At 66.1% G+C, this 13,264-nt stretch carries 17 protein-coding genes; all 17 read right to left on the bottom strand.

Features of this window, described 5'->3' with window-relative positions; translation table 11 throughout:
• Nucleotides 1-10: 10 nt before the first annotated feature.
• Complete coding sequence (gene glmM, locus V3W46_RS06580) at nt 11-1,387, bottom strand: phosphoglucosamine mutase (RefSeq protein WP_331782293.1); 1,377 nt, start codon at nt 1,385-1,387, stop codon at nt 11-13.
• A 26-nt stretch (nt 1,388-1,413) separates the two neighbouring features.
• Entirely contained in the window at nt 1,414-1,899 is a 486-nt protein-coding gene (gene rpsI, locus V3W46_RS06575) for a 30S ribosomal protein S9 (protein WP_331782292.1), read from the bottom strand.
• A 50-nt stretch (nt 1,900-1,949) separates the two neighbouring features.
• On the bottom strand, nt 1,950-2,396 hold the full coding sequence (rplM, locus tag V3W46_RS06570; protein ID WP_331782291.1) for a 50S ribosomal protein L13: 447 nt from the start codon (nt 2,394-2,396) through the stop codon (nt 1,950-1,952).
• A gap of 145 nt (nt 2,397-2,541) precedes the next feature.
• Nucleotides 2,542-3,468: a tRNA pseudouridine(38-40) synthase TruA gene (truA, locus tag V3W46_RS06565; protein ID WP_331782290.1), complete on the bottom strand. Its 927-nt coding sequence runs from the start codon at nt 3,466-3,468 to the stop codon at nt 2,542-2,544.
• A gap of 31 nt (nt 3,469-3,499) precedes the next feature.
• The gene (locus tag V3W46_RS06560; protein WP_331782289.1) at nt 3,500-4,054 is read right to left on the bottom strand and encodes an Lrp/AsnC family transcriptional regulator; all 555 of its coding nucleotides are present in this window, start codon (nt 4,052-4,054) and stop codon (nt 3,500-3,502) included.
• Nucleotides 4,055-4,194: 140 nt separating this feature from the next.
• Entirely contained in the window at nt 4,195-4,785 is a 591-nt protein-coding gene (rplQ, locus tag V3W46_RS06555) for a 50S ribosomal protein L17 (protein ID WP_331782288.1), read from the bottom strand.
• A gap of 63 nt (nt 4,786-4,848) precedes the next feature.
• Nucleotides 4,849-5,838 (bottom strand): DNA-directed RNA polymerase subunit alpha, encoded by a 990-nt coding sequence (locus V3W46_RS06550; RefSeq protein WP_116283869.1) that lies wholly within the window; start codon nt 5,836-5,838, stop codon nt 4,849-4,851.
• 171 nt (nt 5,839-6,009) lie between these two features.
• Complete coding sequence (rpsK, locus tag V3W46_RS06545) at nt 6,010-6,408, bottom strand: 30S ribosomal protein S11 (protein WP_331782287.1); 399 nt, start codon at nt 6,406-6,408, stop codon at nt 6,010-6,012.
• A 70-nt stretch (nt 6,409-6,478) separates the two neighbouring features.
• Nucleotides 6,479-6,853, bottom strand: a complete 375-nt coding sequence (gene rpsM / locus V3W46_RS06540; protein WP_331782286.1) for a 30S ribosomal protein S13 — start codon at nt 6,851-6,853, stop codon at nt 6,479-6,481.
• 234 nt (nt 6,854-7,087) lie between these two features.
• Nucleotides 7,088-7,204: a 50S ribosomal protein L36 gene (rpmJ, locus tag V3W46_RS06535; protein ID WP_104242511.1), complete on the bottom strand. Its 117-nt coding sequence runs from the start codon at nt 7,202-7,204 to the stop codon at nt 7,088-7,090.
• 72 nt (nt 7,205-7,276) lie between these two features.
• Nucleotides 7,277-7,498: a translation initiation factor IF-1 gene (gene infA / locus V3W46_RS06530; protein WP_022883252.1), complete on the bottom strand. Its 222-nt coding sequence runs from the start codon at nt 7,496-7,498 to the stop codon at nt 7,277-7,279.
• A gap of 140 nt (nt 7,499-7,638) precedes the next feature.
• On the bottom strand, nt 7,639-8,790 hold the full coding sequence (locus tag V3W46_RS06525) for a mannitol-1-phosphate 5-dehydrogenase (RefSeq protein WP_331782285.1): 1,152 nt from the start codon (nt 8,788-8,790) through the stop codon (nt 7,639-7,641).
• Nucleotides 8,791-8,805: 15 nt separating this feature from the next.
• A complete protein-coding gene (locus tag V3W46_RS06520; protein WP_331782284.1) occupies nt 8,806-9,243 on the bottom strand; it encodes a PTS sugar transporter subunit IIA in 438 nt (145 codons plus the stop codon).
• Nucleotides 9,244-9,312: 69 nt separating this feature from the next.
• The gene (locus V3W46_RS06515; RefSeq protein ID WP_331782283.1) at nt 9,313-10,923 is read right to left on the bottom strand and encodes a PTS mannitol transporter subunit IICB; all 1,611 of its coding nucleotides are present in this window, start codon (nt 10,921-10,923) and stop codon (nt 9,313-9,315) included.
• An 11-nt stretch (nt 10,924-10,934) separates the two neighbouring features.
• On the bottom strand, nt 10,935-12,635 hold the full coding sequence (gene ptsP / locus V3W46_RS06510) for a phosphoenolpyruvate--protein phosphotransferase (RefSeq protein ID WP_331782282.1): 1,701 nt from the start codon (nt 12,633-12,635) through the stop codon (nt 10,935-10,937).
• Nucleotides 12,625-12,894, bottom strand: coding sequence for an HPr family phosphocarrier protein (locus V3W46_RS06505; protein ID WP_331782281.1), 270 nt, complete (start codon nt 12,892-12,894; stop codon nt 12,625-12,627). The genes ptsP and V3W46_RS06505 overlap by 11 nt, the downstream gene beginning before the upstream one ends.
• On the bottom strand, nt 12,891-13,220 hold the full coding sequence (locus V3W46_RS06500) for a PTS sugar transporter subunit IIB (protein ID WP_331782280.1): 330 nt from the start codon (nt 13,218-13,220) through the stop codon (nt 12,891-12,893). Before V3W46_RS06500 ends, V3W46_RS06505 begins: the two co-directional genes overlap by 4 nt.
• Nucleotides 13,221-13,264: the final 44 nt, after the last annotated feature.

Genomic DNA, 13,264 nt, shown 5'->3' with positions numbered 1-13,264 from the left:
GAGGCGGGGCTCAGCGCGCGGCGGGGCTCAGCGCGAGGCGCTCGCGCACCACGTCGGCGAGGCGTTCCGCGATGCGGTCGGCCGTCGACTGGTCGGCCGCCTCGACCATCACCCGAACGAGCGGCTCGGTTCCCGACGGCCGCAGCAGCACACGGCCGGTCTCGCCGAGCTCGGCCTCTGCGGCCACCACCGCCTCGGCGAGCACCTCGTCGCTGGCGGCGGCGTCTCTGTCGACTCCCCCGACGTTGATCAGAATCTGCGGGTAGACCGTCATCACCGAGGCGAGTTCGGCGAGCGTCTTGCCGGTCGCCGCCATGCGGCTGACCAGCTGCAGCCCGGTGAGAATGCCGTCGCCCGTGGTGGCGTAGTCGCCGAAGATGATGTGGCCCGACTGCTCGCCGCCCAGGTTGTAGCCGTTGGCGTTGATCGCCTCGAGCACGTAGCGGTCGCCCACCTTGGTCTCGAGCATCCGGATGCCCTGCGACTCCATCGCGACCCGAAGGCCCAGGTTGCTCATCACGGTCGCGACCAGGGTGCGGTCTCGCAGCTCGCCGCGCGAATCCATCGCCGTGGCCAGGATGGCCATGATCTGGTCGCCATCGACGACCCTGCCGGTGTGGTCGACGGCGAGGCAGCGGTCGGCATCGCCGTCGTGCGCGATGCCCACGTCGGCGCCGAGCTCGAGCACGGTGTCGACCAGGGCCTGCATGTGGGTCGAACCGACACCGTCGTTGATGTTGTCGCCGTCGGGGTCGTTGCCCATCACGGTGACGGTCGCGCCGGCCACGGTGAACACCTCGGGTGAGACGCCCGCCGCGGCGCCGTGGGCGCAGTCGAGCACGACGTGGATACCGTCGAGCGGGTGTGGCAGCGTGCCCAGCAGGTGTACGACGTACCGGTCTTCGGCGTCGGAGAAGCGACGGATGCGGCCGACGTCGGCGCCGAGCGGAACCAGGAAGGGCTCGGTCAGCGCCGTCTCGATCTGCTCTTCGATGTCATCGTCGAGCTTCTTGCCGCCGCGCGCGAAGAACTTGATGCCGTTGTCGGGCGCAGGATTGTGCGACGCCGAGATCATGCACCCGAAGTCGGCGCCGAAGTCGGCCACGAGATACGCGGCGGCGGGAGTGGGGATCACACCCGCGTCATACACATCGACGCCCGAACTGGCGAAGCCGGCCGCGACCGCTGCAGAGATGAAGTCTCCGGAGGTACGCGGGTCTCGAGCGAGAACCGCGATCGGTCGGCGGCCGGCATGACGCGCCGGTGCACCGAGCACGACGGCGGCGGCTTGGGCGACGCGAAGAGCCAGGTCTGCCGTAACATCCCTGTTCGCGAGCCCTCGCACGCCGTCGGTGCCGAAAAGGCTGGCCGCCTTTGTGGTAGGCATAGACGAAGTCTAAGGCTGAGTACGCGTCAGCGCTTGGAGAACTGCGGAGCCTTACGGGCCTTCTTGAGACCGGCCTTCTTGCGCTCTTTCACACGAGCGTCGCGGCTGAGGAAGCCCGCCTTCTTCAGCGTCGCGCGGTTGTTCTCTTCGTCGATCTCGTTCAGCGCACGGGCGATGCCGAGGCGCAGCGCGCCGGCCTGGCCCGAGGGGCCACCACCGGTGATCTTGGCGACGACGTCGTAGCTGCCGATGAGATCGAGCAGTTTGAACGGGTCGGTGATCAGCTGCTGGTGCAGCTTGTTCGGAAAGAAGTTCTCGAACTCACGGCCATTCACCACAATGGTGCCCGAGCCGGGGGTCAGGCGCACGCGGGCGATGGCCTGCTTGCGCCGACCGACGGCGCCGCCGCCGACGCTCAGCACGGGGCGAGCGGCCTTCGGGGCCTCGACGGTGGGGGTTTCGGTCGAGTAGCTCTCGGGAGCCACGTCAATCTGGTCTGCGATCTTCGCCACTTTGGTTACGAATCCTTATCTGAAGTCTGTAGGAGAATGACCGGCGAGCGCTACTGCGCGACCTGGTCGAAGGTGTAGGGAACGGGCTGCTGCGCAGCGTGAGGGTGCTCAGCACCGGCGTAGACCTTGAGCTTGGTCAGCTGCGAGCGGCCGATCGAGTTCTTGGGCAGCATGCCGCGAACCGCTTTTTCGACGGCGCGGGTCGGGTTCTTCTCCAGCAGCTCGGCGTACGTGACGGCCGAGAGGCCTCCCGGGTAGCCCGAGTGGCGGTAGGCCTTCTTCTGCAGGGCCTTGGAACCGGTCAGCGCGACCTTGTCGGCGTTGATGATGATGACGAAGTCACCGCCGTCGAGGTGCGGGCTGAAGGTCGGCTTGTTCTTGCCACGGAGGATGATGGCGGCGTGGCTGGCCAGACGGCCGAGCACGACGTCGGTCGCATCGATGATGACCCAGTTGCGAACGAGCTCGCTAACTTTGGGGGAATAGGTACGCGTCACAGTAAACAGTGCTTTCTTGTGTCGAAATGAGGTGTTCGTGAAATCCCGCTCCGTTGGTTATTCCTCGAGCGAGAAGCTCGGGAACCGCCGGTGGAGGGCTCAACTTCGGGTGGCACAGTTGGCTGATGCACACCAAAGAACGAGACTAGCCTATTTCGGCTCTCGCCGCCACTTGCTCCCGCGTTCGACGGGCCCTCGTCTGCGCAGCGCGCAGCGCCAGCTCGGCCGCGTCGGGGTACCCCACCTCCATCAGGGTGAGCCCGCGCGCCGGCATCACCTTGAACGCGCTGGTGCGCTCGAGTTCGTCTCTCAGGGCCACGATCTCGGCCACGGTCATGCGCTCCTCCCCCACGGCCACCACGGCCCCGACGAGCGCGCGCACCATGCTGTGGCAGAACGCGTCAGCCTGCAGCCGGGCCGACACCACACCCTCGTCGTCGCGCCGCCACTCGAACTGCTGCAGGGTACGGATGGTCGTGGCGAACGGCCTCGGCCTGCAGAAGGTGGCCCAGTCGTGCAGCCCCAACAGCTCGTTCGAGACCTGCTGCATCGCGATGAGGTCGAGCGGCTTCGTCGTCCACGCCGTGTTGTGGCGGGTCAGCGGATTGCGGGCGAGCAGGGTGTCGGCGATGCGGTACTCGTACCGGCGCCACAGCGCCGAGAAGCGGGCGTCGAACCCGTCGTCGGCGCGACCGGTCTGACGCACGACGATGTCGGTCGAGGCCCCCAGCATGCCGTTGACGCTCAGCGCGATGCGGCTCAGTTCGATCTTCGACGCCTGCGCGGCGGTGAGATCGAGGTGCACCACCTGGCCGCGGGCGTGCACCCCGGCATCCGTTCGCCCGGCGACCACCAGGTTCGGCAGCGCGCCGAGGTTCGAGTAGAGCCCGGCCAGCGCCTTCTCGATCTCGCCCTGCACCGTTCGCAGGCCGGGCTGCCGCGCCCAGCCCGAGAACGCCGTTCCGTCGTAGGCGAGGTCGAACCGAACGCGAACGGTGCCGGGGCTCTGCTCGACCCGCCCGCCGTCGTTCTCGACGGCGCTGTCAGCTGCGCCCTGGGGTTCGCGTGTCATCTCACTCACGCACCCACACCCCGCCTCTCGTTCAGTTCGCGGCGGCCACCGCGCCCGGGTCGATGAACGTCTCGAACATGCGAGACGCGAACTCGTCGGTGTCGAGAGTACCAAGACCGAGCAGCGTCTCGGTTCGCAGGATGCCCGGCAGTGCGGGCACCCGCTCGAGAATCAGGTCGCGCAGATGGGTCTGGTCGCTGATGCGGAACCGGGCGATGAGGTCGTAACGCCCGGTGACGATGGTGAGCTGCTCGAGCTCGACGATGTCGGCCAGCGCGTCGAACACCTGCTGCCGGTCTTGCCCGGGCCGCAGCGTGATGTTGACCACCGCCACCACGCCGAGGCCGAGGCGCCCCCAGTCGATGGCGATGGAGTACTGCTTGATGACCCCGGTGCGCTCGAACCGGGCCAGCCGTTCGGCCACGGCCGGCGGCGACATGCCGACCTTGCGACTCAGCGCGCGCTGCGACTGCCGAGAGTCGACAGCCAGCTCACGCAACAGCGCCACATCGCGACTGTCGAGGTCGACCTCAGGCTCGCCGAAGTCGGCGCCGACATAGGCTGAGAAAGGACTGCGTCGTTTCATTCGTGCTCCCAGAGTGTGCCCCCACCAGTATTATCTGAGCATACCTTACTTTTGAGAGCAAAAAAGAACCCCAGCACTCATCTGTGGAGTACCGGGGTTCTTCGCTGCGATTCGGGCGTCACGCGCCCGAACCGTCGAACCTACTTGTCGTCAGCCTTCTCGGCAGCGTCTGCCTCGACCTCGGCGGCTTCGGGAGTGGTCTCCTCGGCCTCGACGAGCTCGCTGGTCTCGACCGCGTCGGTCTCTTCGGCCGGCACGTCGGTCTCAGCCGTCTCGGCGGTCTCGGCGACGGGAGCCTCGTCGACCGCGTCGTCGGTGACCGGCGCAGCTGCGGCGGCGCCCGGGCGGCGCGTCGAGCGCACCTTCGGCGTCACGGGCTCGAGAACGAGCTCGATCTGCACCATAGGGGCGTTGTCGCCCTTGCGGAAGCCGAGCTTGGTGATGCGGGTGTAGCCGCCGTCACGCTCGGCGACCAGCGGCGCGATCTCGGTGAAGAGCTCGTGCACGACGGTCTTGTCGCCGATGGTGGCCAGCACACGACGACGCGCGTGCAGGTCGCCGCGCTTGGCGAACGTGATCAGGCGCTCGGCCACCGGGCGGAGGCGCTTGGCCTTCGTCTCGGTGGTCTTGATGCTCTTGTGCGTGAACAGGGCTGCAGCCAGGTTGGCGAGCAGAAGGCGCTCGTGCGCCGGCCCGCCGCCGAGACGGGGCCCTTTAGTTGGGGTAGGCATGTCGTTTCTCCAGTACGTGCGATGAAATCAGGTCGCGGTCGCCCGCGACGAGTTCAGAAAGGGTTAGATGTTCTCGTCGTCGTAGCCGCCGTAGAAGTGCGCACCGTCGAAACCGGGCACGGTGTCTTTCAGCGACAGGCCAAGCTCGACGAGCTTGTCTTTGACTTCATCGACCGACTTCTGGCCGAAGTTGCGGATGTTCATGAGCTGCGTCTCCGACAGCGCTACGAGCTCGCTGACAGTGTTGATGCCCTCACGCTTGAGGCAGTTGTACGAACGAACCGACAGGTCGAGGTCTTCGATCGGCACAGCGAGCTCGCTCGACAGCACGGCGTCGACCGGCGCGGGGCCGATCTCGATGCCCTCTGCGGCGGTGTTCAGCTCGCGGGCGAGGCCGAAGAGCTCGGTCAGGGTGCGACCGGCAGACGCGATGGCGTCGCGCGGCGTGATGGCCGGCTTCGTCTCGACGTCGACGACCAGGCGGTCGAAGTCGGTGCGCTCACCGGCACGAGTGGCCTCGACGCGGTAGGTGACCTTCAGCACGGGCGAGTAGATCGAGTCGATCGGAATCTGGCCGGCCTCGCTGAACTCGCTGCGGTTCTGGGTCGACGACACGTAGCCGCGGCCACGCTCGATGATGAGCTCGAGCTCGAACTTCGCCTTGTCGTTCAGGGTGGCGATGACCAGCTCGGGGTTGTGGATCTCGACGCCGGCCGGGGCCGAGATGTCGGCCGCGGTGACCTGGCCCGACGCGTGCTTGCGCAGGTAGGCGGTGATCGGCTCGTCGTGCTCGCTCGAGACGACGAGGCCCTTGATGTTCAGGATGATTTCGGTGACGTCTTCCTTCACACCGGGAATCGTGCTGAACTCGTGCAGAACGCCGTCGAGACGGATGCTCGTGACAGCCGCTCCCGGAATCGACGAGAGCAGGGTGCGGCGGAGGGAGTTGCCGAGGGTGTAGCCGAAGCCGGGTTCGAGCGGTTCGATGACGAACCGTGAACGGAACTCCGAGATGTTCTCTTCGGTGAGCGTTGGACGCTGTGCAATAAGCACTGTGGATTCCTTTCGGCTAAGTGTCCGCTATATGACACTTGCGTTTGCGAGGTATTGAGTTGTCAAGAAAGTGCTTAACCGCTGGTTGAGTAGCGGCGAAGCCGCGTATCGAAACCCAGGTGGATTTTGATACGCGCTGCGCGCTACTCAATCAACGTGAAAGGAAAGGACCTACACGCGGCGACGCTTGGGCGGGCGGCACCCGTTGTGCGCCTGCGGGGTGACGTCGTTGATCGAACCGACTTCGAGGCCGGCGGCCTGAAGGGAGCGGATCGCGGTCTCGCGGCCTGAACCCGGCCCCTTGACGAAGACGTCGACCTTCTTGACGCCGTGCTCCTGAGCCTGGCGGGCTGCCGACTCGGCCGAGAGCTGCGCGGCGAACGGGGTCGACTTTCGCGAACCCTTGAAGCCGACGGTTCCCGACGAGGCCCAGCTCAGCACGGCACCCGAGGGGTCGGTGATGGTGACGATGGTGTTGTTGAACGTCGACTTGATGTGGGCCTGGCCCACGGCGATGTTCTTCTTCTCTTTACGACGCGGCTTACGAGCGGCCGATTTTGGTGCTGCCATTGTTTTCTCCTAAAACGTGTGGCGATGCCTGACTGCGGGCTGCGTTCGAACGCAGCCTCACGAGCGTCGGCTATCGGGCCTTCTTCTTGCCTGCAACGGTGCGCTTCGGGCCCTTGCGGGTGCGAGCGTTGGTCTTGGTGCGCTGGCCGTGCACGGGCAGGCCACGGCGGTGACGGATGCCCTGGTAGCTGCCGATCTCGACCTTGCGGCGGATGTCGGCTGCGACCTCACGGCGGAGGTCACCTTCAACCTTGTAGGTGCCCTCGATGTGGTCGCGAAGAAGAACCAGCTGGTCGTCGGTCAGATCTTTGACGCGGGTGTTGCCGTCGATCGCGGTGTCGGCGAGGGTCTGAAGAGCCCTCGTGCGGCCGACGCCGTAGATGTAGGTCAGTGCGACCTCCACGCGCTTCTCGCGCGGAATGTCTACTCCTGCAATACGTGCCATGGTGGCATGTCTCCTGTGGATGAGTGGAGGTGTGGGGCAAGACCTGTGCTGCGGCCTCCAACCGCAGGTGTCCCCCGGCGAGACTCACGTTCCGCCGGGTTCTGACCTTGCTATCAATCTGTATTCAGTTGTACGAACTGGGTTTCGATACGGCCTTCGGCCTCAACCCGCGACCGCCTTCGGCCTACTCGGCCTGCGACCGCTGATTGAGTAGCGAAGCATATCGAGATCTGGCTAGCCCTGGCGCTGCTTGTGGCGCGGGTTCGACTTGCAGATGACCATGACGTTTCCGTTGCGGCGAATCACTCGGCAGTGCTCGCAGATCGGCTTGACGCTGGGGTTGACCTTCATTGTTCTGTTTCCTTTTCGCTGTCTTCGTACCCGAGATCGCCCGGGCCGTTACTTCTCAGCGATCGTTACTTCTTACTTGTAGCGGTAGACGATACGACCACGGGTGAGGTCATAGGGGCTGAGCTCCACGATCACGCGGTCTTCAGGAAGAATGCGGATGTAGTGCTGTCGCATCTTGCCCGAAATGTGGGCAAGAACTTTGTGTCCGTTGGTCAACTCAACGCGAAACATCGCGTTGGGAAGAGCCTCGACCACTGCGCCCTCGATCTCGATGACACCGTCTTTTTTGGCCATAACTCACTGTCGTTTAAAGTATTGATTGCTGGTCGTGCGGTTATTTGTATCGGTGTGATTGGCGCGCGTGAACACGCTCGAAACACCAAAGATCGAGCCTAGCACAAAAACGGGTGTATATTGTGCCGCGGCCTGCCCCGTCAGCGGCTGGCCTGCACCGATCGGAATGTCTCCACCAGTGAGTGAAACAGCGGATGCCCGTCGGAAATTCCGGTCACCGACCGCACGGCCTCCTCGGCGCTGTGCGCCGACAGCACCTCCTGCAGCTGCACCGCCTCGGTGTCGGCAGCCAGGTCGAAGACCAGTGCGGCACGGATCACGTGCAACAGAGCGGTCGGCGTGATGCCGCGTTCGGCCAGCTGTGCGGCCGGGCCGATGAACCGCTCGTGCCTGCTGAGCTTGCGCAGCGGCGCGCGCCCGACCCGGTCGACGGTGTCGGGCAGGTAGGGGTTGGCGAACCGCACCAGGTTCTTCTCGAGGTACGCCTCTTGAACAGCGGCGTCGAACTCGTGTTTCGTCACGAGGAGCGCCGACGTCTCCTGCAGGGCCGCCTTGACGGCGGCGAAGATGTCGGGAATCGCGATCGCCTCGGCGATCGGCTGCACGCCCTCCTCGTACCCCAGGTAGGCGGTCGCCGCGTGACCGGTGTTCACCGTGAAGAGCTTGCGCTCGATGTAGGGTGCGAGGTCGGGCACGAAATGCGCCTCGGGAATGCTCGGCAGCGCGTCGCCGAAGGGGCCGGACTCGATGGCCCACTCGAAGAAGTCCTCGACCGTGACGTCGAGTCCGGCATCCGCGGCCTGCCCCGGCACGATGCGGTCGACGGCGGTGTTCGCGAAGACCGCCCGCGTCGAGACCGCAGCGAAGGCCTCGGCACCGAGCGAGGTCTCGATGTGCTGCCGCAGGGCATCCGTCGCGTTGATCGCGTTCTCGCACGCCATCACCTGCAGCGGCGCCAGCTCGGCGGCACGCGACTGCAGCGCGCGCCCGATGAGCGGCGCGACGAAGCGCAGGATGTTCGGCCCGACGGCCGTGGTCACGATGTCGGCCGTGGCGATCTCGGCCACCACGCCCGCCTCGTCGGTGGCGCTGTTCAGCGCCCGGAAGCCGTCGACCGTGTGGCTGGCCGGCGACATGCCCACCTCGAACACCTGGTAGCTGGGGGCCGACGCCAACGCGTCGATCAACTCGGCGTTGACGTCGGCGAAAACCACCTCGTAGCCGGCATTGTGCAGGATCAGCCCGACGAACCCTCGCCCGATGTTCCCTGCTCCGAAATGTACGGCTTTCACGTGGTTCCTTACGTTCTAGTCTTCGTTTACTTCTGACAGCAGAGCGAACACGGCCTCGTCGCTCGGCGCCTTCAACAGCTTCTCGACCTCGTCTTCGTCGCTGAAGATGACGGCGATCTTCGACAGAATGTCGAGGTGGCCGTTCTCCTTGCCGGCGATGCCGACCACGAACCGCACCTCTTCGCCGTTCCAGTCGATCGGCTTGGCGTACCGCACGAACGAGAGCGCAGAGGCCAGGATGGCCTCCTTGCCCTCGTTCGTGCCGTGCGGAATCGCCAGGTAGTTGCCCATGTAGGTCGAGACCGACTTCTCACGCTCGAGCATCGACGCCAGGTAATCGTTGGTCACGGCGCCGGCAGCGAGCAGCAGGTCGTTCGCCTCGGCGATCGCCTCTTCTTTCGTGCTGGCCGTTCCGTTGATCTTGATCGATGTCGGGGTGAGTACGTCGCTCATGACTCCAGGGCTCCTCTTACTTGTCGTGCGGTGCAGCCGGCGGCTGCTCTGCGGGGCGATCCGGCGCGATCACGCCTTCTCTGTTTCGTGCTGGCGCTGCAGAAGGCCGACGATCTCGTCGTACTTCGGGCTCGACATGAAGTTGTCGACCGACACATGCTCAGCACTCGGCGACTGCTGCCGGGCCCGCGCCGTCAGATCCTGGTGTGTGATCACCAGATCTTCGTCGCCAACGAGGTTGCTGATCGCCTTGTTCACCACAGTAACGTCAGTGATGCCCGCCTTCTTGATCTTGTTGCGCAGCACAGAGGCACCCATGGCACTCGAACCCATTCCGGCGTCGCACGCGAACACGATGTTGTGCACCGCCTCGATGCTCTGGGCCTCCTGAGAGCGCTCGACCAGTTCGGCCGACTCCGGGTCGCGGGTGGTCAGGTCGGCCACTGCCGCAGCCTCGTTCGCCAGTCCGTCGGCCTGCAGGTGGCCGAGCACCGAGCTCGCCTTGCCCTTGTTGGCCTCGGTCGCCGCGATCGCGGCGCTGAGGTCGCCGGCGTTCTCGGCGGCCAGGTCGCGCTTGCGGCTGGCCCGCAGAATGACGGCGGTCACCAGGAACGAGACCGTCGCCGCGCCGACGACCGACAGGGCGACCCCGACATAGCTGTCAGGTGCCGTCTCGAACAGAATCGCGAAGATCGACCCGGGAGACGCTGGAGCCCGCAGACCTGTGTGGAACAGCACGTTGATGAACACGCCGGTCATGCCGCCGAGAATCGCACCGATGATGGTCAACGGCTTCATCAGAACATACGGGAAGTAGATCTCGTGGATCCCGCCGAAGAACTGAATGATGATGGCACCCGGTGCGCTCGACTTCGCGAGTCCCACACCGAAGATCGCGAAGGCGAGCAGAATTCCGAGGCCGGGGCCGGGGTTCGCCTCGATCAGAAAGAGAACGGACTTTCCGGTCTCCTGCACCTGCTGGGCTCCGAGAGGGGTGAACACACCGTGGTTGATGGCGTTGTTCAGGAAGAGCACCTTGCCTGGCTCGACAAGGATCGATGCCAGCGGCAGAAGCCCGAGCGCGATCAGCCAGTTCACAGCCGCCTCGAGCGCGTTACTGAGCGCGCTGATGATGGGGGCCACCAGGTAGAAGCCGGCGATCGCCAGAATGGTGCCCAGGATGCCCGCCGAGAAGTTGTCGACCAGCATCTCGAACCCGGGCTTGATCTTGCCGGCCCAGAGCTTGTCGACCTGTTTCATGATGTAGGCCGCCAACGGGCCCATGATCATCGCGCCGATGAACATGGGAATCGAGCTGCCGACGATCACGCCCATGGTCGCGATCACGGCGACGACACCGCCTCGCGTGTTGTAGACCATCCGGCCGCCCGTGTTCGCGATCAGCAGCGGCAGCAGATAGGTCAGCATCGCGCCCACGAGACCGATGTTCGCTGTACCGTCGTCGCTCGGGAACCCTCCGATCGCGGGGACGAGAATGCCGAGGCCGGCGAGCCAGCCCGTCTTGATGAACAAGGCGGTGATCAGTCCCCACGCGATGAAGGCCGCGATGTTCGGCATGATCATGCCGCTGAGGAAGGTACCGAACCGCTGAACGGCGACGCGCGCGCCGCCCTTTGTGGCGGTCGCGTCGCCTGCCTGTGGTTGTGACAACGTTGTCATTGCCTCTCTCCTTAACTACCTGTGATTGGTGTTGCGTGGGTGGTTGCCTCGAGAACCGCGGCGCGGGCCTCGAATGCCGAATTCGCGGCGAGCGCGACGTCGGCGAACTCTTTCGCTTGGGCGAGGGTGTAGAGCGAAAGTTCAGATCGAACGTCTGCCAGCGCTGCCGGCGACATCGAGAGCGAGGTGACGCCGAGCCCGACCAGCACCACGGCCAGCAGGGGGTCGGCCGCCGCCTCGCCGCACACGCCCACCGGCTTGCCGAGGGATGCCCCGGCCCGCCCGACCTCGCCGACCAGTCGCAGCACCGCAGGGTGCCACGGGTCTTGGAACGCCGCCACCGAGCCGAGCAGGCGGTCGGCCGCGAGCGTGTACTGCGTGAGATCGTTGGTGCCGATGCTGGCGAAGTCGGCGTCGGCCAGGATGCGGTCGGCGAGCAGCGCGGCCGAGGGCACCTCGACCATCACGCCGAGGGTCTGCAGGCCGAGCTCGCGGCCCAGGCCTGTGAAGTAGCGTGTCTCTTCGACGGTCGACACCATCGGCGCCATGACCCAGAGATCGGCGTCGGTGGCGGCGTCGGCACCTGCCAGCGCGGTGAGCTGGTCGCGCAGAATCTGCTCGTTGGCGCGCAGCGCCCGAAGTCCGCGAAGGCCGAGCGCCGGATTCTCCTCCGGCGAGTCGTTCAGAAAGCTGAGCGGCTTGTCTGCGCCGGCGTCGAGCGCCCGCACGACGACCTTCCTGCCGGGAAAGGCAGCGAGCAATCGCGTGTACTGCTCCTGCTGCGCCTCGACCGTCGGGGCCGTCTGGGCGTCGAGAAACAGAAACTCGGTGCGGAACAGCCCGACGCCCTCTGCGCCCTTCGCCACGGCGTCGGCCGCCGCGTCGGCAGAACCGAGGTTGGCGAGCAGCGCCACGGCGGTTCCGTCGGCGAGAGCGCCTGCGCCCAGAGCCGCGACGGGGCGTGCCCTGCGTTCGGCGAGGTCGGCCTCGGCCGCGGCGATCTCGTCGGTCGAGGGCGCCACCGTGACGGTGCCGGCGGCCGCGTCGACGATCACCGTCTCGCCCTCGGCGAGCCGCAGGGCATCCGGCGCACCGACCACGGCGACGATGGCCTTGTCGCGGGCCAGGATGGCGGTGTGCGAGGTCGGCCCGCCGTCGCTGGTGACCAGGGCCAGCACCTTGTCGAGGTCGAGCAGCGCCGTGTCGGCGGGAGCGAGGTCGCGGGCGACAAGAACGAACGCATAGTCGGGGTCGGGAATGCCGGGGGCCGCCACGCCCTGCAGGTGCGCGACGACCCGCTGCGACACATCGTCGAGGTCGGTGGCGCGCTCGCCCATGTAGCCGCCCATGCTCACCAGCAGGTCGCGAAAGCTTGCGAACGCCTCGAACACCGCGCGCTCGGCGGTGAGGCCGCCCTGCAGCCGGGTCTCGACGTCGTCGGCGAGGGTCGGGTCTTCGGCCATGAAAGCTTGCGCCTCGAGCACGTCGTGGGCGGTTCCGCCCGCACGGGTGCCCCGTTCGCGAATGTCGGCCGCGGTGGCGGCGAGGGCGGCGGATGCCCGCGAGAGCTCGGCCTCGACCGACAGCGTCGACGGGGTGCTCGCCGGTTCGGGCAGCGGCTCGGGCATCCGTACCACCCGGCCGACGGCAAGACCGCGACCGATGCCCGCTCCGCTGAGCGTGTGCGTGACGGTGGAGGAGTTACTCGGCATCGAGATCGCGCTCCAGCAGGCCCACCAGTTCGTCGAGAACAGAGTCGACGTCAGAACCGTCGGCGCTGAGGGTGACGGTGTCGCCGCTCTCGATGCCGAGCGAGATGACACCCAGAATGCTGGCGGCGTTGACCTGCTTGCCTTCGTCTTTGGCGATGGTGACCTTGACTCCCGACTTGGCCACGGCCTGGGTGAAGAGCGACGCGGGCCTGGCGTGCAGCCCGTGCGACGAAGCGATCAATGCGGTGCGTTCGGTCATGAGAGTTCCTTCGGTTGTGTCGGAATGAGCAGGGTCAGGGCCAGGTCGAGGGCGACCCGGTCGCCGCCCCCGTCGAACACCGTCTCGGGCAGCAGGGCGGCGTCGACACCGAAACGCGCGGCTAGCAGCTCGAGCTCGTCGAAGTCGGCGGCGAGATGGGGCCCGACGAGCAGCACGTCGAACTCGGGCAGACGCTGGTCGAGACCGACCTGGCTGGCCGCCTTGACGGTGACCTCGAGCCCACGCGCGAGAACGACCTTGCGCATGCGATGGGCGAGGAACGTGCTCGACGCCCCGGCGCCGCAGACCACAAGGATGTGCTTCACGTTTCTCGCCTCCTTGCGCGATCGTGCCGAACTGCCTGTCGCGG

This window comes from Subtercola sp. YIM 133946 (assembly GCF_036553535.1).
Classification (GTDB): Bacteria; Actinomycetota; Actinomycetes; order Actinomycetales; family Microbacteriaceae; genus Subtercola.
This window is presented reverse-complemented; position numbering and strand designations above follow the sequence as displayed.